Origin of the sequence: Arthrobacter sp. LjRoot14 (assembly GCF_964253905.1) — a bacterium.
Taxonomy (GTDB): domain Bacteria; phylum Actinomycetota; class Actinomycetes; order Actinomycetales; family Micrococcaceae; genus Arthrobacter.
In genome coordinates, this window is record NZ_CAXURL020000001.1 from 837449 (window position 1) to 861165 (window position 23717).

The following is a 23717-nucleotide window of genomic DNA, read 5'->3' on the forward strand; positions in this document are numbered from 1 at the left end:
GCATGCCGGCATTCCTCCCGCGCTGCCCCCTCCCGCACCACGACGGTTCGCCGCTGCACGTCCCGCGGCGCGCCGGGCTTGGCGATGCCGCCGGGCTCCGCGTGCGGATACCCGCGGCCTGGGGCCGTGCCGCCCGGGTCTGGGTGCGGTCGGTCCAGGACGGTGAGCCCCGGTACGACGCCGCGCACAGCCTGGGGGAGTTTGACGGCTGGGTTTGGTGGGAAGCGGAGATGACCGTCACCAACCCGGTGGCCCGGTACCGCTTCCTCCTGGAAGTCGCGGAAAGTGAGCACGACGACGGTACTCCAGACAGCGGACAGGCGGGCAGCGGGCAGGCGGGCAGCACTCCGGGGTACTGGAGCCTCAACGCCCAGGGGCTGTTCCGGCACGATGTCTCCGACTACGCGGACTTCCGGCTGACCGCCTTCCCGGCTGCGCCGCAGTGGCTGCGCCGGGGAACGATGTACCAGGTGTTTCCGGACCGCTTCGCGCGCTCTGCCGACGCCGGGCCGCTTCCGGTCCCTGACTGGGCCATCCCGTCCGGATGGGACCACACGCCCGTGCAGGGAACCGGACCTGCCACACCCTTCCAGTTCTATGGGGGCAACCTCACCGGGGTGGCCGAAAGACTGGACCATATCCAGCAACTCGGCGCCGACGTCATCTACCTGACGCCCTTCTTCCCGGCCCGTTCCAACCACCGCTACGATGCCTCCACCTTCAACGAAGTGGATCCGCTCCTGGGCGGGGATGATGCCCTCGTGAAGCTGGTGGAAGCGGCCCATGCGCGCGGGATCAAAGTGATGGGCGACCTCACGGCCAACCATTCCGGCGATGCCCATGAGTGGTTCAGACAGGCGCTGGCGGATCCCGCATCCGCCGAAGCCGGCTACTACTATTTCAATGCGGAGCACACGGAGTACGAAGCCTGGTACGGCGTGGCCTCGCTGCCCAAGCTCAACTGGTCTTCCGAGGACCTGAGGGTCAAGTTCGTTTTGGACGATGACTCGCCGGTGGCGCGCTGGCTCAGGCCCCCGTTCAACCTGGACGGCTGGCGGATCGACGTCGGCAACATGACCGGCCGGCTGGGCGCCACTGACCTCAACCGCGAGGTGGCCTGCCTGATCGCGGACCGGGTCAGGGACATCAACCCCGAAGCAGCATTGCTGGCCGAAGCCACCAACGATGCCGCGCCGGACTTCACCGGCGAACACTGGCACGGGGCCATGACCTACGCCAACTTCACCCGCCCACTGTGGTCCTGGCTGGCAGGCGACGCCGCGCACGTCAATTTTTTCGGTACCCCCCTGGCCGGCCCCAATCGGATGGGAGCCGAGGATTTCCTCGCCACCCACCTGGACCTTGCGTCGGCCTTTAGCTGGGACCTTCGGCTCCAGAACATGAACGCCTTGAACAGTCACGACACCGCCCGTGCAGCCACCGTGATGATCGACGGCGGGCAGTTGCTCGGGGCCGTCATGATGTTCACGATGCCCGGTGTCCCGGTGGTCTTCGCCGGGGACGAGTTCGGCCTCAAGGGGTACAACGGCGAAGACTCCAGGACGCCGATGCCCTGGAACGACCCCGCCCGGATCGAATCGGACCTTCGTCCCGGTTATTCGGTCCTGGCAGCCCTGCGGCGGCAGCAGCCTGCGCTCACCGAGGGCGGAATCCGCTGGCTGCATGCCGACGGCGACGCACTCGCCTATATCCGCGAGACAGCAGAGAGCGCCGTCCTGGTGTTCGTGGCCCGCGCCTCCGCCCGGGCCGACCTCCCAGCCGGTGCACTGTCTCCGGCGCAGAACGCCGCCCTGGCCGCAGATCCCGCGTTCTGCACGGGTGACCTACGAACCGACGCGGCGGACCGGAGTGCCGGCATCCGGATCAGCGCGGGCGAAGCGGCGGCCGCTGTGTGGGTGCTTCCCGGAACCCGGACACCGTAAGTCGCAGCAGGTCCCGGCAGTGCTGTCGGGACGCCGGTATCCGCCGTCTAGACTGAAGGCCGGATTCGACGGACCTGGAGGCCGCATGAGCAGCATTGTTGACGAGCTCAAAACCATCCTGGAGCCCGGCAAGCTGGCCGTGGACGACATGACCCTGGCGGCCTACGCCGTGGACCAGGCACCCGTGCTCGACTACCAGCTGCCGCTGGCTGTGGTGAGGGCCGAAACGGTGGCGGACGTCCAGGCCGTAGTCAGTGCGTGCGCCAAGCACAGCGTGCCCATCGTTGCCCGTGGCGCCGGCACCGGTGTGTCCGGCGGCGCCCACGCCAGCCAAGGGTGCATCGTGCTGAGCCTCGAACGGATGAACCGTATCCTGGACCTGAGTCCGGATGACGAGACCGCCGTGGTCGAACCCGGCGTCATCAATGCCGACCTCAACGACGCCGCCGCCGTCCACGGGCTGATGTACGCGCCGGACCCCGCGAGCTTCCGGATGTCCACCATCGGCGGCAACGTGGCCACCAACGCCGGCGGCCTGCGGTGCGCAAAATACGGCGTCACCCGCGATTCGGTCCTGGCCCTCGACGTGGTGCTGGCGGACGGTTCCCTGATCCACACCGGTCACCAGACGTTCAAGGGCGTTGCCGGCTATGACCTGACCGGGCTGTTCGTCGGATCGGAGGGAACACTCGGAATCGTGGTGGGGGCGACAGTTCGGCTGAAGTACCTGCCCCGCGAAGTCCACACCATCGCCGCGTTCTACCCGGACTTCCGCAGCGCCGCGGCGGGCGTCCTGGCCGTGGGCAAGGCCCGCGTCCAGCCCGCCATCATGGAACTGCTCGACGGCGGCTCGCTGCATCAGCTCGACGAAATCCATGGTTCGGACCTGAGCTCGCGGGGAGCCTCCCTCCTGCTGATCCAGACGGACGGCTTCGGGGCAGCCGCGGAGGCTGAGGTGGTCCGCGAAGTCCTTGCCGCCGGCGGAGCAACAGTGACCACCGAGGCCAGCGCAGAAGCCGAACAGCTGGTGGAACTGCGGCGCAACAGCCGCGGCGTTGAAGTGGATGACGAATACAGGGTGGGGGAGGACGTGGCCGTGCCGCGCTCGCGGCTGGTGGACTACATCGGCGAACTTGAAGCCATGGCTGTGGCCCACGGCGTTCAGCTCAAAGTCGTGGCCCACGCCGGCGACGGCAACCTGCACCCCACCTTCTGGGTGGACCGCCTGGACAACCAGGTGGACGCGGATGCAATGCAGCGGCTGGGCGAGGCCCTGGACAGGTCAATCACCGTGGCTCTGGCCATGGGTGGGACCATCACCGGCGAGCACGGGATCGGGCAGTACAAACTGCGGTGGCTGGGCCTGGAACAGCCCGAACCCGTACGGGAGCTGCAGCGCCGGATCAAGCACCTCTTTGATCCGGCCGGCATCCTGAACCCCGGAAAAGCGATCTAGCTAGTCATCGGAGTCAGGGTACTCGTCGATGTCTTCCTCGCCGTACCGGGACTGCTCGGTTTCCACCTCCAGGATCTTGAGCAGTTCCGTGTCCGGGTTGAGCATGATCGCTGCCTCGTCGCGGCGGTGCCGGAGGATGGAATCGATGTAGGACTGCACGGCCTCGGCCAGCGGAATGTGCCGTTCCTGCTTCTCTGACATGTACCAGCGGTGTTCCAGCACTTCGTGGACGGCCTCCGCCGGTTCGAGTTTGCCGGAGAGGTCGCGCGGAATCGAACGGACAATGGGCTCGAAGATCTGGCTGACCCACAGGTGGGCGCTGTATTCCTCATCCATGGCGGGGTTGTTGTCCGCACGGAACGAGTCCATGTCGTTGAGCAGGCGGCGGGCCTGGTTCTCCTGGGCGTCCAGTCCGGTCAGCCGCAGCAGCCGGCGCTGGTGGTGGCCTGCGTCCACCACCTTGGGCTGGAGCTGGATGGTGGAGCCGTTCTGGGTGGTCTTGATCGCGTATTCCTCAACATCGAACCCCAGTTCGTTGAGTTTCCGGATACGGGCGGCCACGCGCCAGCGTTCGCCGATCTCGAAGGATTCCTTCTCCGTCAGCTCGGTCCAGAGCCGCCTGTAGCTGTCCATGATGAGTTCGCTGGTGGCCACCGGGTCCACCTTCTCCTCGATCAGGCCGCCGTCCAGCAGATCCATCAGCTCACCGGCGATGTTGACCCGGGCGATCTCGAGATCGTACTCGCGCTGGCCGGTGGACAGGTCCGGATACAACTCGCCGGTCTCGGCATCCACCAGGTAGGCGGCGAAGGCGCCGGCGTCGCGGCGGAAGAGGGTGTTGGACAGTGAGACGTCGCCCCAGTAGAAACCGATGAGGTGCAACCGCACCATCAGCAGGGCCTGGGCGTCGATCAGGCGCGTCAGGGTGTCCTTGCGCAGCATCTGGGAGAAAAGCGCCCGGTAGGGCATGGAGAATTTCAGGTGACGCGTGACCAGCACCGGGTTCAGCGGCCTGCCGTCCGGTGTGGTGCGGCCGGTGATCACGGCCACCGGCTCGACGCAGGGCACGTCGAGGCGCGCCAGCTTGCGGAGCATGTGGTACTCGTGCCGGGCCACGTGTTCGGACGTTTCCTTGATGGCGATCACGGAGCCGCCCAGGTGGGCGAACCGCACGATGTGCCGGGAAATGCCGCGGGGGAGGGCAGCGAGGTATTCAGCCGGCCAGTCCTCCAGCGCAACGTGCCACGGCAGGTCCAGAAGTTCGGGATCAGCCGAGGCGGCGGTGATGCTCAGGTTGCTGGAGACGCTGGAATTCTTGTCGTCGTTGGCGCTGGCCGCTTCAAACCGAGGCAGTTTGCCGATCTGGCCGTAGTCGGTGGGTTCGTCGTGCCATTGGGCATTGCTTTCCTCGGTCATGTGCCAATTCTTCCGTACGTAGGGGCAGGCCGTCTAAACAAAGTCAGGGAACCGCGCTTAAATCGCGACGGCGGCCCGTCCTGTGAGGAGGGGCCGCCGTCGGTCAGTGCTGCAAGGTGCCGGTCAGGTGCTGGCTGCTGCTGCAACCACCCGATTCAGCTCCGCAACCGGAAACTAGTCGCCGAGGCGCAGGCCGGTCTTGGTGTCGAACAGGTGCACATGTCCGGACTGCGGGCGAACGTAGATGGACTCGCCCTTCATCGGGGGGCGACGGCCGTCGACGCGGGCCACGATGTCGTGGCTCTTGCCGTCCAGCGTGGTGTGGCCGTAGACGTAGGCGTCGGCGCCGAGTTCTTCGACGACGTCAACCTCTACCTGGAGGCCTTCGCCTGCGGCGACCTGCTCGAGGTCCTCCGGGCGTGAACCCAGCGTGACGGTGCGGCCGTGTGCTTCTTCGAGGACATCGCGGGGAACCGGGTACACGGTTCCGCCGAACTGGACGCCGCCGTCGACGACGGGGAGTTCCAGCAGGTTCATGGCCGGGGAGCCGATGAAGCCGGCGACGAAGACGTTCTTGGGCTTGTCGTAGAGGTTGCGCGGGGTGTCAACCTGCATCAGCAGGCCGTCCTTCAGCACAGCCACACGGTCACCCATGGTCATGGCCTCGACCTGGTCGTGGGTCACGTAGACGGTGGTGACGCCCAGGCGACGGGTCAGGGACGCGATCTGCGTACGGGTCTGGACGCGGAGCTTGGCGTCAAGGTTTGAAAGCGGCTCGTCCATGAGGAAGACCTGCGGGTTACGCACGATGGCGCGGCCCATGGCAACACGCTGGCGCTGACCGCCGGAGAGTGCCTTCGGCTTGCGGTCCAGGTACGGTTCGAGGTCAAGGAGCTTGGCTGCTTCGCGGACACGCTCGGCGCGCTCTTCCTTGCTGACGCCGGCGATCTTCAGCGCGAAGCCCATGTTGTCCGCCACGGTCATGTGCGGGTACAGGGCGTAGTTCTGGAAGACCATCGCGATGTCGCGGTCCTTCGGGGGAACATCGGTGACGTCGCGGTCGCCAATGAGGATACGGCCTGCGTTGACGTCCTCAAGGCCTGCGAGCATGCGCAGGGAGGTCGACTTACCGCAGCCGGAGGGTCCAACGAGGACCAGGAATTCGCCATCGGCGATGTCGATGTTGAGCTTATCGACGGCGGGCTTTTCGGTGCCCGGGTACAGACGTGTTGCGTTATCAAAAGTAACTGTTGCCACAGTTATCAATCCCTTCACCGGCAGGTACGTGCCGGACGATCCGTTGTGAATGGTTCATGTTTATTCAGTTGTTCACGGTTTTCCAGCCGTGTACTCCCCGGCCGAAGCCGAGGAGTATCGCGTGACGCCGCACGGTGTCTGTGCGCCACATCACAAACAGAGTATGTCAGATTTTATGCATTTGGGTGCAAATGTTACGGGCGTCACATGTGAGATTCGTAACCGGGGTCCGGCAGGCCCGCCAATTGAGGCGGATTTACGGGGCTTCCCCAATAGCGAGGGTCCGCTCCCGGAGCAACGTCTCCAGCAGTTCGGCGATGTGCACGGGCGCTTCGACGCGGAACTGAGCCTGAGTGAAGTCCAGCCCCACTTTCACGCCCACGTCGCCGGGATACAGGCGTCCCAACGCGTCCTCATCCGTGGTGTCGTCGCCGGCGAACACCACCGCGGTGGCGTCGGTCGCCTGGCGGAGGAATGCCATGCCCTCGCCCTTGGAAGCGTGGACCACGGACGTCTCGAGTACCCGGTTGCCGTTCTTCAGATGCACGTCGGGCCGGCCCTGCAGTGCCGCGCGCGCAGCAGCGACGGCGTCCTCGGCCACGTCGTCGGCGGCCAGGCGGGTGTGCAGCACCACGCCTGCCGGTTTGTCTTCCAGCAACGTGCCCGGCGCCTGCTCCACGATTTCCTCAAGGATCCGCCGGACGTCTGCCAGCAGGGTCAGCTGGTCAGGGTCAAGCGTCAGTTCCGACGAACCCGGTCCCAGCCAGGCTTCGGCCCCGTGGCTGCCGATGAGAAGGGTCTCCGGGGGCGGCGAAGCGACCGCCCGGAGGCTTTTCAGGGCCCGGCCCGAGATGAGTGCCGTCGTCGTCCGCGGGAGCGCCGCGAGGGCGGCGAAGGCTGCGGCGGACCGGGGGAGCGGGCGGGCGTCAGCAGCGTGGTCAACCAGCGGCGAGATTGTTCCGTCAAAATCCATGGCCACCAGGAGGTGCTCGGTGGCGGCAACCTTCTTGAGTGCCGCCAGGAGTTCCGGCTGGAGGGTGAGGGGGGCCTTGCCCGGGGCTGCATCAGGTGTCATCGCGGACCACTTTCTCTTTAAGCGCTGCAAGGAAGTCCGCCGACCAGTGGTCGACGTCGTGGTCCAGGATCTGCTTTCGCATGGACCGCATCCGGCGGGCTGCCTCGGCCGGCTGCATGTTGACGGCCCTCATGATGGTGTCCTTGAGTCCGTCGATGTCGTGCGGGTTCATCAGCAACGCCTGCTTGAGTTGGTCCGCGGCGCCGGCGAATTCACTCAGTACCAGTGCGCCGTCGTTGTTGGTGCGTGCGGTCACGTATTCCTTGGCAACCAGGTTCATGCCGTCCCGCAGTGCCGTCACCAGCATGACGTCGGCCGCCAGGTACAGCGCCACCATTTCGTCGATGGGGTAGCTGTGGTGCAGGTAGCGGACGGCGGTGTTCTGCATGGTGTCGTAGGTGCCGTTGATGTGGCCCACGGTGCCCTCAACCTCTTCGCGGAGGAGGCGGTATTGCTCCACCCGCTCCCGGCTCGGGCTCGCCACTTGGATCAGTGCCGCGTCTTCCACGGTGACCTTTCCGTCCGCCAACAGTTCCTCGTAGGCCTTGAGCCGGTGGCGGATGCCCTTGGTGTAGTCGAGGCGGTCGACGCCCAGGAGGATGGTCTTGGGGTTGCCAAGGTCCCGGCGGATCTGCCGGGCGCGTTCGATGATTTCGGGCTTGCGGGCCAGCTCGCTGATCTGCTTGACGTCGATGGAGATGGGGAATGCCTGCGCGCGGGCAATGTGGGTGGTTTGGCCGTCAGGGCCCTTGACGTGGACCTGCTGCTGCTTGACGCTGGCACCCAGGAAACGCCGGGCGGAGCGCATGAAGTTGCCGGCATCGCTGGGGCGCTGGAAACCCACCAGGTCGGCGCCAAGGAGTCCGTCAATGATGGCCCGGCGCCACGGGAGCTGGGCGAAGATTTCCGGCGGGGGGAAGGGGATGTGGTTGAAGAACCCGATCTTGAGGTCCGGGCGTGCTTCGCGGAGCATCTTGGGAACCAGCTGCAGCTGGTAGTCCTGCACCCAGACGGTGGCTCCGTGGTCGGCGTGGCGCACGACGGCGTCGGCGAACCGCCGGTTGACCTTCCGATATGAATCCCACCACGTGCGGTGGAATTCCGGCGGCGCGATGACGTCGTGGTAGAGCGGCCAGAGGGTGGCGTTGGAAAAGCCCTCATAAAAAAGTTCGACGTCGTCTGTGCTCAGCTGCACCGGGACCAGATCCATTCCGCCGTGGCTGAAGGGCTTGACGGTTTCATCCGGGGCGCCGTGCCAGCCCACCCAAGCGCCGTCGGTTTTGGTCATCATCGGGGCCAACGCGGTCACCAGGCCGCCGGGCGACCGCCGCCAACCGTCCTCGCACCCACTGTCTTCCGGGGCGCAGCGGTCAACCGGAAGACGGTTGGACACCACCATGAAGTCATAGAGCGCGTCAGCCGCGTGGCTGCTGCCGCGCGCGGGTTTTCCTTCGGCGCTTGCTTCGGATTTTTCACGGTGCGTAGTCTGCATTGGTGCCCCTTGGGTAGCTAATGGCTCGAAGTCAACCCTAGTCGGCCGGAATCTTCCGGGCCATTCATCCGTTGGGCAAACGGACAGAAACTTGAAGGCGCAAGCTCTCAGGTTTCTCCCCTAAACTGACAAAGTTGCCACTGATGTGGTCCGCACCTGGCCGATCGACCCGAGGAACTGATGAGCGCCGCAAACGAACCCCGCAAGTCCAAAGCAGAACGCACTGCCGAGGCCCGCGAGAAAGCCCGTGAGATCCGTGAGGTGCAGCTGAAGAAGGACAAGCGCAACAAGCTCCTGATCGGTTGGGGCATTGTGGTGGCAGTCGTTGCCATCCTCGCGATCGTCGCCCTGGTAGTCAGTTCCAACATCAGGAACAACGCACCGGTGGCGGACGAAGGCCCCACCCCGGCCAACGGCAACATCCACGGCGGTGTGACACTGCTGGCCAACTCTGAGGTCGTGAAGTCGGACCCCGCCACTGTCAACGTGAAGGACGTCCCGACCAAGCCGGAAACGGCTCCCGCGGAAGTTAAGGCTCCCGGCGCCGAGGCGGAAGCCGGCAAGCCCGTGAAGGTGGTCGTCTACATCGATTTCATCTGCCCAGTCTGCAAACGGTTCGAAACCACCTATAACGAGCAGCTGACCAGCCTCCGCAACGAAGGCAAGATCTCGCTGGAGTACCGTCCGCTCGGCTTCCTGGACCAGCAGTCCACCACCAACTACTCTTCCCGCGCCGCCAACGCAGCCGCCTGCGTGGTCAATGAATCCCCGGAAAAGTACTCTGACTTCCTCAATGCACTCTTCGAGAAGCAGCCTGCAGAAGGCAGTGCTGGCCTCTCGGACAACGACCTGAAGAAGCTGGCCACGGACGTCGGAGCCAAGAGCATCGATTCATGTGTGGAAGAGAAGAAATTCAGGCCTTATGTCAAGGTGGCCACCCAGGAAGCAGCGGCCATCGGTGTGACCGGCACTCCGACTGCTTTTGTGGACGGCAAGCAGTGGGGCAAGGGCGACTCCGCCAACACTGACCTGATCCCGTTCATCCAGGCCGCCATCGACGCCAAGGGCTAGCACCGCCTGACCCGTGCGGCATTCCAGTGGCCAGGTTCCGGAACCCCGGAACCTGGCCACTGCCGTTTTTACCAGCGGGGCGTCCTTGGGCTAACCTTATCTAGCACTGCACCCAGTGCCGCTCGTTGCCTGATCCTTCAGGCAGACAAGTACGCCTCCTTAGCTCAGTTGGCCAGAGCACCGCTCTTGTAAAGCGGGGGTCGTCGGTTCGAATCCGACAGGGGGCTCCACCCGCAGGAGTGCCGGGAAGGCCCAGCCTTTCGCTTCCGGGCTCCGGGCCGTTTGCCTCTAGGCCGCAGCGTTCGCAGGACGGAACCTTGGCCTATGAGCCAAGACAAAACCGGAATCCGACTGGTCCAGCGTCCCGAACAGCCCACTGCCGTTGTCCGCGAAAAAGTGCCCATGAACGAGCTGCAGGGATTCTTTGGCCGTGCCTTTGGCGCCGTCATGGCGGCAGCCCGGGACCAGGGCGTTCAGATATCCGGGCCCCCTTTTGGCCTGTACCGGGGCATGCCCACTGACACTGTTGACGTCGAGGCGGGCTTTCCCGTGACGGCGCGAGTCACCGCGTCGGCGGGGGTGGAAGCGGGAACCCTCCCTGCGTGCCGGGCATTCGAAGCCACCCACACCGGTCCTTACGACACACTGGTCACCACTTACGACGCCATCCAGGAACGGATGACGGAAGAGGGGTTCACGCCGGCTGATTCAATGTGGGAGTACTACCTCAGCGACCCCGCCAAGGAGCCGGATCCCGCCACTTGGAAGACCCTGGTGGTGTGGCCCGTTACCTAGGGGCTTTGCCTAGTCCTCTGCGTCAATCTTTTCGAGCAGGTCCTTGGCGGCCTTGGCGATGTCATCGTGGTCATATTGCGCAGCCCGGCTTTCCAGGGAAACAACAGCGCAACGGTGGACCTTCTTAAAATCGCCAAAAGGGAAACTCACACTGCCCTTGGTTCCCTCCGTCTCGTCAGGGTCCACGCCGAGGTGCCACTGGGAGAATTCCGAAAAGCCGTGCTTGTCGATATAGGCATTTTCCTGGTCCGTCGACGGTGCGTGCTCGCTCCAGTCGTCCCGGGTGTCACGGACAACCTTTCCGTCCTTCACGAGGCTGCGCGCGTGTTCGAGCGCCTTCTTGTTCAGTTTCGTGGCCATGACATACCTCCGGGGGTCGCGGATGTTGTGTGCGTCAAGGCTAGATCCACGGTGCGCGGACCGCCAGTGGCCGGCCGCTCCCGAAAAAGTAACGCCGTGGAGACTGCGGCGAAACCTGCCCACAACATGGGGCGCCTACTTTGGGCCTATGACTACACGCCTGCTCACCAGAATCGCCTCGTGGTTCGAGGCCAGTCCCACGCCGGCCGCTGCATCCTCCGCGGGCCGCGGCACCTGGGAACAAGGGAACGCCGCCATCGCCGATGTCAGCAGATGGGGCTGGCTGCCGGCGCTGAGCGGAGTGTCGATTGCTGCCGACCACGCGGCGACGGTGCACCGGGAAACGGCTGCCGCGGCCAGCAAGGGATAACCGCCGGACTGCTGCTCGGGAAGCCTGGTCTCTGCCGTCCGGCGAAGTAATTTGTCGGGTTGAACACACTTTTCTTCAACTACCGGCATAATGACCTAAACTGCTTCACTGAGGTGCCTGAAATGGCGCTGAGCAGCAACGAAAGTGAACCCCCAAATGGCTACCGATTACGACGCCCCACGCAAGACAGAAGAAGAGTCTCCGGCTGAATCCCTGGAGGCCCTTCAGGCGTCCCGCGGTGGCGGAGCCCAGACCGCCGTTATCGATGTTGATGAGAACGATACGGCCGAGGGCATCGACCTCCCCGGAGCGGATCTTTCCGGCGAGGAACTTACGGTGACTGTTGTTCCCGAACAGTCCGATGAATTCACTTGCTCCTCCTGCTTCCTGGTCCGCCACCGGTCCCAGGTTGCGCGCGAAAAGAATGGCATGAAGTACTGCCGCGACTGCGAAGGCTAAGAAGCTCCCGGCGCGCACCACAATTTCACAAGCACGGCAGCACGAGGCGCCGGCGGCCCGCAGGGGCTGCCGGCGCCTCGCTGTATGCCGTCCCGTGACCTGCCCGGGGGCAGGCTAACGGTTGGGCGCCGAGGGCATTTCGGCCCTCGTTTTGGCCTGTCAGGCCTCCTACGCTTGAGATATCTCATCACTTCCAAGGGTGGCTGAAATGAAGAAGTTCCAAGTGTGGCTGGCGGCAATCCTGATGGCAGCGGGACTGGGCCTGGTGGCGCCTGCGCCGGCGTCCGCCTCCTATTGCGGACTGGTGTGGGGATCGCTGTCGAAATCCGAGGCGGCCATGAGCACCGCGAAGGTCACCAACGTGCGCACCGGGCAGCACTACTGCTTCGACCGCCTGGTGGTAGACCTCAACGGTCCGGTGGAGGGCTACACGGTCAGGTATGTCCCCACGGTGGTGCAGGACGGTTCGGGCTTGCCGGTTCCGCTCAGGGGCCGGGCGTTCCTCCAGATCACCGTCAATGCCCCCGCCTATGACGACAGCGGAAACTCCACCTACAATCCGGCCGACCGGAATGAACTGTCCAACGTTGGCGGCTACCAGACCTTCCGCCAGGTGGCCTGGGCCGGGAGCTTCGAAGGTTATTCGACCATGGGCCTTGGCGTCCGCGGACGCCTTCCCTTCCGGGTGTTTAGCCTGGACGGGCCCGGGACAGGATCCCGCCTGGTCATTGACGTGGCCCATTATTGGTGACCCGCCGGAACAACCTGACCGGTCCTACTCCGGAACCACCAGGGCAGGGGTGTCCTTGCGGATGGTTTCGCCGCGGAAGAAACCGGGATTCAGCCTGGCCATGAGCAGCATGAATACCGCCCCCAGCGCGAGGATTCCCACCCCAAGGACGAAGACCAGTCCCACGCCGAAGATCTCCGATCCGCTGCCGAACTCCGGTGCCAGGCTGTCCGCGGCAGTCTGCAGGAACACCACCAGCAGACCCAGCCCGCCCAGCAGTGGGCAGAGCAACCGCAGGATGAAGTTCCGGACGCTGCTGAAGACGGTGTTGCGGAAGTACCACGCGCAAGCGAACGCCGTCAGCCCGTAGTAGAAGCAGATCATCAGCCCGAGGGCCAGGATGGTGTCGTTCAGGACGTTTTCGCTGACCACATGCATCACTGCGTAGAACCCTGCGGAGAGGACGCCCGCTGCGATCGTTGCGAAGCCCGGCGTCGCAAACTTCTTGCTCATGTGGCTAAAAGGCTTTGGCAGGGCCCCGTAGTGGGCCATGGCCAGCAGGCTCCGGGACGGCGAGGTAAACGTGGACTGCAGCGAAGCCGCCGAGCTGGACAGGACCGCCAGCGACATGAGGATGGCGAACGGGCCCATGACGGGGGACGCCAGCGCGGTGAAGATGTTTGCGTGGTTCTCTTCGTTGTTCAGTCCGACGCCCTCGGTGCCCACACCGGCGAACATCATGGTGGCGATGCTGACCAGGAGGTAGATGCCCAGGACCACGACGGCGGTAAGGGTGCCGGCGATGCCCGCCGTCTTTTTGCCATTGGCCGTTTCCTCGTTCACGGTGAGGCAGACGTCCCAGCCCCAGTACACGAAGATGGACAGCGAAATGCCGGCGGCAATCTGGCCGAAAGTCTCGATTTTGGTGACGTCAAACCATTCCCAGCTGAACGGGATGGAGGTTTCCGAGGAAGACCAGTTGGCAAAGGCCATGGCCACGAACAGTCCGAGCACCAGCAGCTGGAAACCCACCAGGCCGTACTGCACAATCTTGGTGGTGTGCAGGCCGCGGTAGCTGATCCAGACGGCCAGCGCCACAAACACGACGCAGGTGGCGACGTTCAGCACCTTGTCGGCGGCGAGGTCCGCCAGCTCCGGCACGCCCGTGAGCTGGGCGAGGAACAAATAGAAGAAGTCCACCGCCACTGCGGCCAGGTTGGATAGCACGATGATGTTCGCGGCGAGGAGCCCCCAGCCTCCCATCCATCCCACCCACGGGCCGAAGGCCTTGGTGACCCAGGTGAAGGTGGTGCCGCTGTCCGGCGAATCTGCGTTGAGTTCCCGGTAGGCCAGGGACACCAGGATCATGGGGATGAAGCCGATGAGGAAGATGACGGGCAACTGCAGCCCGGCCTCGTTCACGGTGGGGCCAAGGGCGCTGGTGAGCGTGTAGGCCGGTGCAATGGTGGAAATGCCGAGGACGACGACGGCGAGGAGGCCCAGTTGCCCGCCCTTCAGTCCCTTTCCGGTAATGCCGTGCGGGGTGCCGGGTGCGTCAGTGCCTGCTAATGCCGTGCCGGCAGCACCGGCCGCGGAGCTGTGGCGGATGGTTTGGGTCATGTCAGGCCCTTTCTGGGTGGTCCGTACGTTTTAGGAGGCAGCGGGCTGCTGCTGGGTGATGCAGTGGATGCCGCCGCCCCTGGCGAACAGTTCGCGGGCGTCGATGCCCACGATGCGGCGGCCGGGGTAGGCATCGGCGAGGATCCGGAGGGCCTTTTCGTCGTTGGAGTCGCCGAAGGTGCAGGCAATCACGCCGCCGTTGACCACGAGGTGGTTGATGTAGCTGTAGTCCACAAAGCCCTCCGGGTCACTGAGCGCCACGGGAGCGGGGACTTCGATGATGTTCCACTCGCGGCCGGCTGCGTCCCGCGTGGCCGAGAGGAAACTGATGATTTCGCGGCTGACCTCGAAATCGGGATGTTCCGGGTCCTGCTGGGAGTGCACCAGTAGCGTGCCGGGAGACGGGATGGCGGCCACTATGTCCACGTGGCCCCGGGTGCCGAACCGCTCTGAGTCCCTGGTCAGGCCGCGGGGAAGCCAGATGACATGGGTGGCGCCGATGGTGCGGGCGAGCTCTGCTTCCACGTCGGCCCTGGACAGCCCGGGGTTGCGTCCCGGATCCAGCTGCACGGTCTCGGTCACCAGCACGGTGCCTTCGCCATCCACCTGGATGCCGCCGCCTTCATTAACGAGGGCGGAGGCGATGTGCCGGGCGCCGGACCGGCCGGCGACTTCCGCGCCGATCAGCGAGTCCTTGTCCCAGCGGGCCCAGTCCTGCCCGCCCCAGCCGTTGAAGACCCAGTCGACGGCGCCAAGGCGACCGGCGTCGTCGAGGACAAAGGTGGGGCCGATGTCCCGCATCCACGCATCGTTCAGGTCCGCGGTGAGCACCTCGACGGCGGGATCCAGGTAGCGCGCGGCTGTGCCGACGTCGTCGGGGGTCACCACCATGGTGACCGGCTCGAACTCGACGGCGGCGTTGGCGACGGCGGACCACACGGTCCGCGCGGCGTGTGCCTCTTGGGGGGTATCGCCGAGGGTATAGCCCCCTGTGGGGAAGGCCATCCAGATGCGCTCCTGCGGAGCCGTCTCGGCGGGCATGCGCCAGCGGCTCACGCGGTCACCTCCAAGTAGACGGGGGCAGGACCGCCGAGCGGTTGATCGGGCCGCACCGGTTCGGTGAGCCGGGCGTAGGTGTCCGGGCGGCGGGTGGCAAGGAACGGGAACAGCGTGAGCCAGTCCTTGCGCTGGTCCAGGTCCAGGTCGGCGACGAGGACGGCGGATTCGTCGCGTGGAGCCTGCGCCAGGATCCGGCCGTAGGGGTCCGAGATGAAGGAGGAACCGTAGAAGTTCAGCGTCCCCTCACTTCCCCAGCGGTTCGGCGCCACCATGAACAGGCCGTTGGCGATGCCGTTGCCGACGATCACCTGCTGCCAGAGCGGCCGGGTGTCGAAGTCCGGGTGGTCGGGTTCCGAGCCGATGGCCGTGGGATAGACCAGGATTTCCGCGCCACCCAGGGAATACAGGCGCGCGAGTTCCGGGAACCATTCGTCCCAGCAGGTGGGCATGCCCAGCCGGGCGCCGCCCAGTTCGGCGGGGGAGTGGACCTCGTAGGCGTCCTCCACGGCCGGGCCCGGGCGGAAGAACTTGTCCTCGTAGTAGCCTGCGGTCACCGGGATGTGAAGCTTATGCGTGCGCGCCAGCAGTTCGCCCTCGGGGGACACCAGGATGGACGTGTTCAGTCCCAGGCCGTCGTCCGAACCGTCGGGGTTCTCCGCGCGCTGGTACAGGGAGGCGTGGACGGTGATCCCGTGCCGGCGTGCGGCCCCGGCGGCGAACCGGAACGTGGGGCCGGTCAGCAGGTCCTCGGCGAGGTCCGACGGGCGGGGACGGGCGGCCCACGAACGGGACGTGTCGTTGTCAGGGAGCGTATCCGCCGGGTAGCGGGACAGCGTGAGTTCCGGCAGGAAGACGACAGTGGCTCCCAGCCGGGCGGCCCGACCGATGCCCTCATCAAGTTCGAGGCGGAGTTCCGCGGGGTCGGCGTGCCAGCGGTGCTGGACCACGGCGATCCTCAGGGCGGGACGGGCAGAGGGCTGGGTCCGCGCCAGGGAAACGGGCGGTTCGAGGCAGGTGATTTCAATCATGGTGAATACTCCAGTGAGACGGTCGTCACTAAATGAATGACGTTCATTTAGTATTCACGCGGAGGTGCCTCATGGCAAGGGAAAATGAGGAATATTCATTTTGTTAAGCCGCCCGCGAGATTCGGTGGCGCCGCTGTGGCGGCTGGGATAGTTTCGGATTACCCGAGAAACCGCTGACACCAGGAGGATCAATGAAGGCATCACCGACGCTGACGAATAATCTGCAGGCTGTGCTCGCGGACCTGATTGAACTGCATATCCAGGGCAAGCAGGCCCACTGGAATATCGTGGGAACGAACTTCCGCGACCTCCACCTGCAGCTGGATGAAATCATCGACGCCGCCCGGAACTTCGCCGATGACATGGCGGAGCGCATGCGTGCACTCCATGCCCTGCCGGACGGCCGTAGTGCCACGGTTGCCGAGACCACGAGCCTTGCGCAGTTTCCGCAGGGGCTGATCAGCACCAAGGACGCCGTGGACCGCATTGTGGCGGCGCTCGAAGCGGCTGTGGGCACCATGCGCAAGGTCCACGATGAAGTCGACGAGGAAGACCCCACGACGGCGGACCTTCTCCATGAGTTCATCGCCAAGCTCGAACAGTACGCCTGGATGGTGGGCGCGGAGAACATGAAGGCCTCGGCCAGCGTGACCACTCCCGACAGCAAGTAGGGCCGGCAGTACGTGAGCCCGGCATCGGATGACTCCGGTGCCGGGCTTTCTGTTTGGCGGGGTGCGGGCGAAGGTTGGTGGCCTGCCGGCGCTATGTGGCCTTGGGTACTCCGCGGAGTACGACGGCGACGAGGGCTGCCGCCCCCGCCATCAGTACCAGCCCGATGGAGGCCGTCACGTGGACGCCCGATTCAAACGCAACCCGGGCGGCGGACGTCAGGGCGTCCGCCAGTGGTGCGGGGAGCGAATGGGCGAGTTCCATGGCCCCCGCCAGGGTTTCGCGGGCCTGCGTGATCCCCTCCGCGGCGCTGCCGGGGCCTGGGCCTGCAATGCCCTCCGGCAGGACCAGGTTCCGCTGGTAGGACGCCGTCAGGATTGAGCCGAGGACGGCCGTGCCGAGGAGTGAGCCGATCTCATAGCCGGTCTCCGAAATGGCAGCTGCCGCCCCCGACTTTTCCGGCGGGACCGACCCCAGGATCAGGTCGTTGGAAATCGTTTCGGCTGCTCCCACGCCGAGGGCCAGGACCAGTAGGGCGCCCAGCAGGACGGCCGGACCGCCCGAGTGGTCCCCGAAGGCCACCATGAAGTAGCCGGTGGCGCTGAGGGAAAGGCCTCCGGCCACCACAAATCCCGGCCGGACTTTCCGCACCAGCGGGACCACGAACAGGCCGGCAACCACGGTGGCAACCAGGGCCGGGATCATGGCGATTCCGGCCTCCGTGGGCCGCTGGCCCTCCAGTAGCTGGAGGTGCTGGGCCAGGAACAGGATGAAGCCGTTGAAGGAAAAGAGTGCCAGGACGTTGGCCGTGATGGCCGTGCTGAAGATCCTGTTTCCGAAGAGGCTCATGTCCAGCAGCGGACTGGACAGCCTCCTCTGGCGCCGGACGAAGACGTAGCCCATGAGCAGCCCGAAGCCGATGGCCGCTGCCGGCATGGGATGGAAGCCCTCCGTTGCCAGCGATTTGATGCCGTAGACCAGCGGAACCATTGTCAGCAGCGAAAGGGTGATGCTGGCACCATCCACCGCTCCTGGCCGGGGGTCCCTGGACTCGGGAATCAAGGCCGGGCCAAGCAGCAGGATGGGCAGCATGATGGGCACGGCCACCAGCAGGATTGCGCCCCACCAGTAGTGCTCCACGAGCCAGCCGCCAAAAATCGGCCCCAGTGCGGCGCCGCCCGAGAACCCCGCCGCCCAGATGGCGATAGCCAGCCTGCGCCGGTTGGGGTCCGGAAAGATGTTGCGGATCAGGGACAGGGTGGACGGCATGAGCATCGCACCGAAGAATCCGAGTGCTGCGCGGCCGGCGATCAGCCATTCTGCGCTGGGGGCGAAAGCAGTGGCCGCCGACACCGCGGCAAAACCGCTGCTTCCGATCAGCAGGAGCCGCCGGCGGCCGATTCTGTCGCCGAAACTTCCCATGGCAACCAGGAGGCCGGCAAGGACCAGGGGGTAGGCGTCAACAATCCACAGCAGCTGTACGCCGGTGGGCTCGAGGCTGCCGGCGATGGCGGGCAGCGCGAACGTCAGCGCGGTGTTGTCCACGGCGACCAGAAGTACCGGGAACATCAAAAGCGCCAGGGCCAGCCAGTCGCGCCCCCGCTTCGGAATCGGGGAGCGGCTGCCGACAGCCGCGGGCGCTGCGGAAGTGAGGCGCTGCATGGCCGGCGTCGAAGGTGACTGCGAGTTTCCCATGAATATAACTGTACCGTCTGGACGGTATAGTTAAGAAATGAGCCCGGGCCACCGGGCATGATAGGAACCATGGCCAGAAAACCCGTTGCCCGCGAGGCTGTGCTCGACGCCTTTGAATCCCTGCTGATCGAGGTGGGTGAACGCGCCGCCACGCTGGATGCTGTGGCCCGGCGGGCAGGGGTTTCCAAGGGCGGGCTCCTGTATCACTTCCCGAACAAGGAAGCCATGATTTCCGCCCTGCTCGAGCGCATGGACCGGCTCGTTGCGGGGGATTTGGACGCCATGGCCAAAGCTCCGGAGGGGGCCGCGGTCTATTTCATCAGGTCCTCGCTCTGGGCGGACACTCCGCTGGACCGGGTCTTTGTGGCTGCCACCCGGCTCGCCGAAGTCGCGCACCAGGAAACGCTGCATCGTTTCGCGGCCGTCCAGGGGAGCTGGCTGGAACTTCTGGCCGGAGACGTCGGCCCGGCCATGGCCAAGGCCGTGCTGTACATGGGTGACGGCCTCTACTTCAATGCCATGCTGGCCAGCGGACCCGGCGCCGCCCCGTCCGAAATGGGCGGCGACGTCGACAGCCTGCTGGCCGCCGTCGAACGCCTTCGCGGCTGACAGTGCCACGAGGGCGGGGCCTGCCTTCCGGTACCGCCGCGACCCGGGCCGTAACGCGGCGTCGGCCTGGGTGCGGAGTTTGCAGACTGGACCTGCACGTAGGACAATTGACGCTGTGACTGTTGTCACCGCTAACTAAATATGCCTTTGATCTGCGGCGGGAGAGTTCTGCAAGTAGGTACAAGCAGGCGCCGTAGGAGCAAACCCTCCCCAGGAATCTCTCAGGCCCATGTACCGCCGCGGCAAGGCAACTCTGGAAAGCAGCATGCTGTCCGTTTGTGTCCCAACCATGTTGGGGGCAACAAGCCAGGACACGCGATGCTCACCGACGGTGCAAGCGGAGCTGTGCGAGAGCACGGTCCTGCGGAAACTCTCAGGTCCAATACAGAGCGGGGAGGAACCCGGACCACTGCGGCGTACCCTGCGCCGCCATTAGTAATGGAGTTCCTTCGTGACGGTTAGTTCAGCCTCCACCACCTTCGTCGACCGGCATATTGGCGCCCGCCGCCAGGCCGACATCGACACCATGCTCAAGTCCGTCGGCTACGACACCGTGGACTCGCTGGTAGACACCGCGGTCCCCAAGGACATCCGCCAGGAAGTCGCCCTGACGTTGCAGGACGCCCTGAGCGAGGTCGAGGTACTGGCCGAGCTGCGCAAGCTGGCTGCCAAGAACAAGACGGCAGTACAGATGATCGGCCAGGGCTACTACGACACGGTGACCCCGGCAGTGATCCGCCGCAACATCCTCGAATCCCCGGCCTGGTACACCGCCTATACGCCCTACCAGCCGGAAATCTCCCAAGGCCGCCTTGAGGCACTCCTGAACTTCCAGACCATGGTCCAGGACCTCGTGGGCCTGCCCATCGCCAACGCCTCCCTGCTGGACGAAGCCACCGCCGTGGCTGAAGCAGTCCTGATGATGCGGCGTGCCAACAAGAACAAGGCCGCCCATGACGGCAAGACGGTCCTGGACGCCGATGTCCTGCCGCAGACCATCGCCATCGTCAAGGGCCGTGCCGAGGCGCTCGGCTTCGAGGTTGAGGTGGCGGACCTCTCCAAGGGGCTTCCCGACGGCGTCATCAACGGCATCGTGCTGCAGCAGCCGGGCGTTTCCGGCCGGGTCTTCGACCACGCCGCCGTTATCGCCGCCGCGAAGGAACGCGGCGCGCTGGTCACCGTCGCGGCCGACCTCCTCTCGCTGACCCTGATTACCCCTCCGGGTGAGCAGGGCGCGGACATCGCCGTCGGCTCCACCCAGCGCCTGGGTGTGCCGCTGTTCTTCGGCGGCCCGCACGCCGCCTACATGGCCGTCCAGAAGGGTCTTGAGCGTTCCATGCCCGGCCGCCTGGTGGGTGTGTCCAAGGACAACGCCGGCACCCCGGCCTACCGCCTTGCCCTGCAGACCCGCGAGCAGCACATCCGCCGCGAAAAGGCCACATCCAACATCTGCACCGCACAGGCACTGCTGGCCATCGTTTCGTCGATGTACGCCGTCTACCACGGCCCTGACGGACTGAAGTCGATCGCCGAGACCGTCCACCAGAACGCGCGCAGCCTGGCGGCGTCCCTGCAGGGCGCAGGCCTCGAGATCCTGCACGGCAGCTTCTTCGACACCATCACCGTCCGCGTGCCGGGCAAGGCCGCCGACATCGTCGCCGCCGCCGAAGCCAGGGGCATCAACCTGCGCGGCATCGACGCCGACACCGTCGGCATCTCCGCTGACGAAACCACGACGCCGGATACCGTCGCCGCCGTTGCCGCCGTCTTCGGCGCCGAGGTTGCCTCGGACGACGCAGGCTTCGCCCTCGAGGCCGCCGTCGAGCGTTCGTCGGACTACCTGCAGCACCCGGTCTTCAACACACACCGCTCGGAAACCCAGTTGCTGCGCTACATCCGCAAGCTCTCGGACCGCGACCTCGCGCTGGACCGCACCATGATCCCGCTGGGTTCATGCACCATGAAGCTGAACGCCACCGCCGAGATGGAAGCCATCTCCTGGCCGGAGTTTGCCTCCATCCACCCCTTCGCCCCGGACTCCCAGACCGAAGGCTGGCGTGAACTGATCGAGGGCCTGGAAGCGGACCTCGCGGAGATCACCGGCTACGACCAGGTTTCCATCCAGCCGAACGCCGGCTCGCAGGGCGAGCTTGCGGGCCTGCTGGCGATCCGCGGCTACCACCTGTCCCGCGGCGATGACCAGCGCAACGTCTGCCTGATCCCGGCCTCGGCGCACGGCACCAACGCCGCGTCCGCCGTCCTGGCCGGCATGAAGGTGGTCGTCGTGGCCACCGCAGCCGACGGCACCATCGACCACGCCGACTTCCAGGCGAAGATCGAAACCCACAAGGACGTCCTGTCCGCGATCATGATCACCTACCCGTCCACGCACGGTGTGTACGACGCCGACGTCCGCGAAATCTGCGACTCGGTGCACGCGGCCGGCGGGCAGGTCTACGTTGACGGCGCCAACCTGAACGCCCTGGTGGGCCTGGCGCAGCCGGGCAAGTTCGGCGGCGACGTGTCCCACCTGAACCTCCACAAGACCTTCTGCATCCCGCACGGCGGCGGCGGGCCGGGCGTCGGCCCGGTAGCAGCCAAGGCCCACCTTGCGCCGTTCATGCCGGGTGATGCCAACAAGGCTGCCCACGAAGACGGCCACGGCGTGGCAATCTCGGCCTCGCGCTTCGGTTCCGCCGGGGTGCTGCCGATCTCCTGGGCCTACGTGAAGCTGATGGGCGGTACCGGCCTGACCGAGGCCACCAAGTCCGCGCTGCTGGCGGCGAACTACATCGCTTCCCGCCTGAACGAGTTCTTCCCGGTCCTGTATACCGGCGAAGGCGGACTCGTGGCGCACGAGTGCATCCTGGACCTGCGTGCCCTGACGGCCAAGACGGGAGTCACGGCGGAAGACGTGGCCAAGCGCCTCATCGACTTCGGCTTCCACGCCCCCACACTGGCATTCCCGGTTGCCGGCACGCTCATGGTGGAGCCCACCGAGTCCGAGGACCTCGTGGAGATTGACCGCTTCATCGATGCCATGATCACCATCCGCCAGGAAATCGAGCAGGTGGCCAACGGCGACTTCACGGTGGAGAACTCCCCGCTGCGCAACGCACCGCACACCGCGGCCGCCGTCGTCTCCTCCGACTGGAGCCGCGAATACCCGCGCGAGCAGGCCGCCTTCCCCGTCCACCACCTCAAGCAGGACAAGTACTTCCCGCCCGTGGGCCGCATCGACGGCGCAGCAGGGGACCGCAACCTGATCTGCTCCTGCCCGCCCATCGAAGACTTCGAAAACTAAGGATTCCCGCGATGACTGAGAACTACACCGCGCTCTATGAAGAGCACAAGAAGCTCGGCGCGTCCTTCACCGATTTCGGTGGCTGGCAGATGCCCCTGAAGTACTCCTCCGAGCTGGCCGAGCACCACGCCGTCCGCAAGTCTGCCGGACTGTTCGATCTCTCCCATATGGGCGAAGTCTGGGTCACCGGCCCGGACGCCGCAGCCTTCCTGGACTACGCTCTGGTCGGCAAAATTTCCGCCATGTCCGTGGGCAAGGCCAAGTACTCGCTGATCTGCCAGGAAGACGGCGGCATCATCGACGACCTCATCGTTTACCGTCGCCCGGCGGCGGACGCCGCAGGAAACAGCACGGACAAGTTCCTGGTGGTGCCCAACGCCGGCAACGCCGCTGTGGTCGCCGCCGCCCTCGCCGAACGGGCTGCAAAGTTCGACGTCGTTGTGGAGGACGCTTCCGCAACGACCTCGCTGATCGCCGTCCAGGGTCCCAAGGCCGAAGCCATCCTGCTTCGTCTGGTTCCGGCGGCACAGCACGAGCTGGTCACCGGACTGAAGTACTACGCCGCCGTCGAAGTTCCCTTCCTGGTGGCCGGCGCCCCCAAGGACCTCCTGCTGGCCCGGACCGGCTATACGGGTGAGGACGGCTTCGAGATCTTCGTGGACAACGACGACGCCGCAGCCCTGTGGCAGGCCATAGCGGCCGTCGCCGAGGAGGGCGAGCTCGTCCCCGCCGGCCTGGCATGCCGCGACTCGCTGCGCCTGGAAGCCGGAATGCCGCTCTACGGCAATGAGCTCTCCCGCGACGGCAACCCCTATGCAGCAGGACTCGGCCCGGTAGTCTCACTCGCCAAGGAAAGCGACTTCGTGGGGCGTGCGGCGCTCGAAGCACTCAAGGCCGGCGGCGCCGGTGCCACGAGCGGACGCAAGCTGGTGGGCCTCAAGGGCCTGGGCCGGCGCGCGGGGCGCGGCCACTACCCGGTGCTCAAGGACGGCGCAGTTGTTGGCGAAGTGACCTCCGGCCAGCCGAGCCCCACGCTGGGCTACCCCGTGGCCCTGGCCTATGTCGACGTCGAATTCTCCGAGGTGGGCACTGCCCTGGACATCGACCTGCGCGGCAAGGCGGAGCCGTTCGAAGTTGTGGCACTGCCTTTCTACAAGCGCCAAAAGTAGCTTTCGGGTTGCGTTGGGGCTGAGATCCTCTGCGTGCTGCTCCCCACCGGCTCCCTAGCCTCGCAAGCTCGGCAAGGGAACCCTGCCGGTGTGGGCCCACGTGGCTCTGACGCACGCTGCCGGACCCCAGCCCCGACGCT

General features: G+C 65.6%; 20 protein-coding genes, 1 tRNA gene and 1 riboswitch. Of the genes, 12 read left to right on the forward strand and 9 right to left on the reverse strand.

Annotation, left to right across the window (positions count from 1 at the left end; translation table 11 throughout):
• Window positions 1–2: 2 nt before the first annotated feature.
• Window positions 3–1943: a glycoside hydrolase family 13 protein gene (locus ACSQ12_RS03960; protein WP_436064416.1), complete on the forward strand. Its 1941-nt coding sequence runs from the start codon at window positions 3–5 to the stop codon at window positions 1941–1943.
• A gap of 85 nt (window positions 1944–2028) precedes the next feature.
• Entirely contained in the window at window positions 2029–3399 is a 1371-nt protein-coding gene (locus ACSQ12_RS03965; protein WP_436064417.1) for an FAD-binding oxidoreductase, read from the forward strand.
• Here the strand turns inward: ACSQ12_RS03965 and ACSQ12_RS03970 are convergent, their stop codons facing one another.
• From ACSQ12_RS03970 to ACSQ12_RS03985, 4 genes are all read right to left on the reverse strand, one after another.
• Complete coding sequence (locus ACSQ12_RS03970) at window positions 3400–4815, reverse strand: DUF4032 domain-containing protein (RefSeq protein WP_436064418.1); 1416 nt, start codon at window positions 4813–4815, stop codon at window positions 3400–3402.
• A 174-nt stretch (window positions 4816–4989) separates the two neighbouring features.
• Window positions 4990–6072: an ABC transporter ATP-binding protein gene (locus ACSQ12_RS03975; RefSeq protein WP_209747263.1), complete on the reverse strand. Its 1083-nt coding sequence runs from the start codon at window positions 6070–6072 to the stop codon at window positions 4990–4992.
• Window positions 6073–6328: 256 nt separating this feature from the next.
• Entirely contained in the window at window positions 6329–7147 is an 819-nt protein-coding gene (gene otsB, locus ACSQ12_RS03980; RefSeq protein WP_436064419.1) for a trehalose-phosphatase, read from the reverse strand.
• On the reverse strand, window positions 7137–8639 hold the full coding sequence (locus ACSQ12_RS03985; RefSeq protein WP_436064420.1) for an alpha,alpha-trehalose-phosphate synthase (UDP-forming): 1503 nt from the start codon (window positions 8637–8639) through the stop codon (window positions 7137–7139). The genes otsB and ACSQ12_RS03985 overlap by 11 nt, the downstream gene beginning before the upstream one ends.
• A 180-nt stretch (window positions 8640–8819) precedes the next feature.
• Here ACSQ12_RS03985 and ACSQ12_RS03990 point away from each other — a divergent pair, with 180 nt between their 5' ends.
• The 3 genes from ACSQ12_RS03990 (at window position 8820) to ACSQ12_RS04000 (ending at window position 10505) form a co-directional block, all read left to right on the forward strand.
• Complete coding sequence (locus ACSQ12_RS03990) at window positions 8820–9710, forward strand: DsbA family protein (RefSeq protein WP_209747258.1); 891 nt, start codon at window positions 8820–8822, stop codon at window positions 9708–9710.
• Between the two features lie 153 nt (window positions 9711–9863).
• Window positions 9864–9940, forward strand: a tRNA-Thr gene (locus ACSQ12_RS03995).
• Window positions 9941–10034: 94 nt separating this feature from the next.
• On the forward strand, window positions 10035–10505 hold the full coding sequence (locus ACSQ12_RS04000; RefSeq protein ID WP_436064421.1) for a GyrI-like domain-containing protein: 471 nt from the start codon (window positions 10035–10037) through the stop codon (window positions 10503–10505).
• A 9-nt stretch (window positions 10506–10514) separates the two neighbouring features.
• On the opposite strand, the gene ACSQ12_RS04005 is transcribed toward ACSQ12_RS04000, so the two are convergent.
• Window positions 10515–10865, reverse strand: a complete 351-nt coding sequence (locus tag ACSQ12_RS04005; protein WP_436064422.1) for a hypothetical protein — start codon at window positions 10863–10865, stop codon at window positions 10515–10517.
• A 148-nt stretch (window positions 10866–11013) separates the two neighbouring features.
• On the opposite strand from ACSQ12_RS04005, the gene ACSQ12_RS04010 reads away from it, so the two are divergent.
• The 3 genes from ACSQ12_RS04010 (at window position 11014) to ACSQ12_RS04020 (ending at window position 12445) form a co-directional block, all read left to right on the forward strand.
• Complete coding sequence (locus ACSQ12_RS04010) at window positions 11014–11235, forward strand: hypothetical protein (protein WP_436064423.1); 222 nt, start codon at window positions 11014–11016, stop codon at window positions 11233–11235.
• A gap of 156 nt (window positions 11236–11391) precedes the next feature.
• On the forward strand, window positions 11392–11694 hold the full coding sequence (locus tag ACSQ12_RS04015; protein WP_011690622.1) for a DUF4193 domain-containing protein: 303 nt from the start codon (window positions 11392–11394) through the stop codon (window positions 11692–11694).
• Between the two features lie 208 nt (window positions 11695–11902).
• Window positions 11903–12445, forward strand: coding sequence for an AMIN-like domain-containing (lipo)protein (locus tag ACSQ12_RS04020; RefSeq protein ID WP_436064424.1), 543 nt, complete (start codon window positions 11903–11905; stop codon window positions 12443–12445).
• Window positions 12446–12469: 24 nt separating this feature from the next.
• Here ACSQ12_RS04020 and ACSQ12_RS04025 read toward each other — a convergent pair whose 3' ends face one another.
• The 3 genes from ACSQ12_RS04025 to ACSQ12_RS04035 are packed head-to-tail and all read right to left on the reverse strand — an operon-like array spanning window position 12470 to window position 16131.
• Window positions 12470–14044 carry an APC family permease gene (locus ACSQ12_RS04025; RefSeq protein WP_245199266.1) on the reverse strand — a complete coding sequence of 525 codons (1575 nt, stop codon included), beginning with the start codon at window positions 14042–14044 and terminating at the stop codon, window positions 12470–12472.
• Between the two features lie 30 nt (window positions 14045–14074).
• The gene (locus ACSQ12_RS04030) at window positions 14075–15100 is read right to left on the reverse strand and encodes an agmatine deiminase family protein (RefSeq protein WP_436064425.1); all 1026 of its coding nucleotides are present in this window, start codon (window positions 15098–15100) and stop codon (window positions 14075–14077) included.
• Window positions 15097–16131 (reverse strand): nitrilase-related carbon-nitrogen hydrolase, encoded by a 1035-nt coding sequence (locus ACSQ12_RS04035; RefSeq protein ID WP_436064426.1) that lies wholly within the window; start codon window positions 16129–16131, stop codon window positions 15097–15099. Before ACSQ12_RS04035 ends, ACSQ12_RS04030 begins: the two co-directional genes overlap by 4 nt.
• 191 nt (window positions 16132–16322) lie before the next feature.
• Between ACSQ12_RS04035 and ACSQ12_RS04040 the strand changes: the two genes are divergently transcribed.
• On the forward strand, window positions 16323–16802 hold the full coding sequence (locus ACSQ12_RS04040) for a Dps family protein (RefSeq protein ID WP_011690627.1): 480 nt from the start codon (window positions 16323–16325) through the stop codon (window positions 16800–16802).
• Between the two features lie 91 nt (window positions 16803–16893).
• On the opposite strand, the gene ACSQ12_RS04045 is transcribed toward ACSQ12_RS04040, so the two are convergent.
• Window positions 16894–18495, reverse strand: coding sequence for an MFS transporter (locus ACSQ12_RS04045; protein ID WP_436064427.1), 1602 nt, complete (start codon window positions 18493–18495; stop codon window positions 16894–16896).
• 69 nt (window positions 18496–18564) lie between these two features.
• Between ACSQ12_RS04045 and ACSQ12_RS04050 the strand changes: the two genes are divergently transcribed.
• The 3 genes from ACSQ12_RS04050 (at window position 18565) to gcvT (ending at window position 23577) form a co-directional block, all read left to right on the forward strand.
• Window positions 18565–19104, forward strand: a complete 540-nt coding sequence (locus tag ACSQ12_RS04050; RefSeq protein ID WP_209747240.1) for a TetR/AcrR family transcriptional regulator — start codon at window positions 18565–18567, stop codon at window positions 19102–19104.
• Window positions 19105–19252: 148 nt separating this feature from the next.
• A riboswitch (glycine riboswitch) is annotated at window positions 19253–19351 on the forward strand.
• Window positions 19352–19555: 204 nt separating this feature from the next.
• A complete protein-coding gene (gene gcvP / locus ACSQ12_RS04055; protein WP_436064428.1) occupies window positions 19556–22408 on the forward strand; it encodes an aminomethyl-transferring glycine dehydrogenase in 2853 nt (950 codons plus the stop codon).
• An 11-nt stretch (window positions 22409–22419) separates the two neighbouring features.
• Window positions 22420–23577 (forward strand): glycine cleavage system aminomethyltransferase GcvT, encoded by a 1158-nt coding sequence (gene gcvT / locus ACSQ12_RS04060; RefSeq protein WP_436064429.1) that lies wholly within the window; start codon window positions 22420–22422, stop codon window positions 23575–23577.
• Window positions 23578–23717 lie beyond the last annotated feature (140 nt).

What these genes read in the sequence shown, in the direction of transcription:
- ACSQ12_RS03960 (WP_436064416.1), top strand. Translation starts at nt 3, where the DNA reads ATGCCGGCATTCCTCCCGCGCTGCCCCCTCCCGCACCACGACGGTTCG.
- ACSQ12_RS03965 (WP_436064417.1), top strand. Translation starts at nt 2,029, where the DNA reads ATGAGCAGCATTGTTGACGAGCTCAAAACCATCCTGGAGCCCGGCAAG.
- ACSQ12_RS03970 (WP_436064418.1), bottom strand. Translation starts at nt 4,815, where the DNA reads ATGACCGAGGAAAGCAATGCCCAATGGCACGACGAACCCACCGACTAC.
- otsB (WP_436064419.1), bottom strand. Translation starts at nt 7,147, where the DNA reads ATGACACCTGATGCAGCCCCGGGCAAGGCCCCCCTCACCCTCCAGCCG.
- ACSQ12_RS03985 (WP_436064420.1), bottom strand. Translation starts at nt 8,639, where the DNA reads ATGCAGACTACGCACCGTGAAAAATCCGAAGCAAGCGCCGAAGGAAAA.
- ACSQ12_RS03990 (WP_209747258.1), top strand. Translation starts at nt 8,820, where the DNA reads ATGAGCGCCGCAAACGAACCCCGCAAGTCCAAAGCAGAACGCACTGCC.
- ACSQ12_RS04000 (WP_436064421.1), top strand. Translation starts at nt 10,035, where the DNA reads ATGAGCCAAGACAAAACCGGAATCCGACTGGTCCAGCGTCCCGAACAG.
- ACSQ12_RS04005 (WP_436064422.1), bottom strand. Translation starts at nt 10,865, where the DNA reads ATGGCCACGAAACTGAACAAGAAGGCGCTCGAACACGCGCGCAGCCTC.
- ACSQ12_RS04010 (WP_436064423.1), top strand. Translation starts at nt 11,014, where the DNA reads ATGACTACACGCCTGCTCACCAGAATCGCCTCGTGGTTCGAGGCCAGT.
- ACSQ12_RS04015 (WP_011690622.1), top strand. Translation starts at nt 11,392, where the DNA reads ATGGCTACCGATTACGACGCCCCACGCAAGACAGAAGAAGAGTCTCCG.
- ACSQ12_RS04020 (WP_436064424.1), top strand. Translation starts at nt 11,903, where the DNA reads ATGAAGAAGTTCCAAGTGTGGCTGGCGGCAATCCTGATGGCAGCGGGA.
- ACSQ12_RS04025 (WP_245199266.1), bottom strand. Translation starts at nt 14,044, where the DNA reads ATGACCCAAACCATCCGCCACAGCTCCGCGGCCGGTGCTGCCGGCACG.
- ACSQ12_RS04035 (WP_436064426.1), bottom strand. Translation starts at nt 16,131, where the DNA reads ATGATTGAAATCACCTGCCTCGAACCGCCCGTTTCCCTGGCGCGGACC.
- ACSQ12_RS04040 (WP_011690627.1), top strand. Translation starts at nt 16,323, where the DNA reads ATGAAGGCATCACCGACGCTGACGAATAATCTGCAGGCTGTGCTCGCG.
- ACSQ12_RS04045 (WP_436064427.1), bottom strand. Translation starts at nt 18,495, where the DNA reads ATGGGAAACTCGCAGTCACCTTCGACGCCGGCCATGCAGCGCCTCACT.
- ACSQ12_RS04050 (WP_209747240.1), top strand. Translation starts at nt 18,565, where the DNA reads ATGGCCAGAAAACCCGTTGCCCGCGAGGCTGTGCTCGACGCCTTTGAA.
- gcvT (WP_436064429.1), top strand. Translation starts at nt 22,420, where the DNA reads ATGACTGAGAACTACACCGCGCTCTATGAAGAGCACAAGAAGCTCGGC.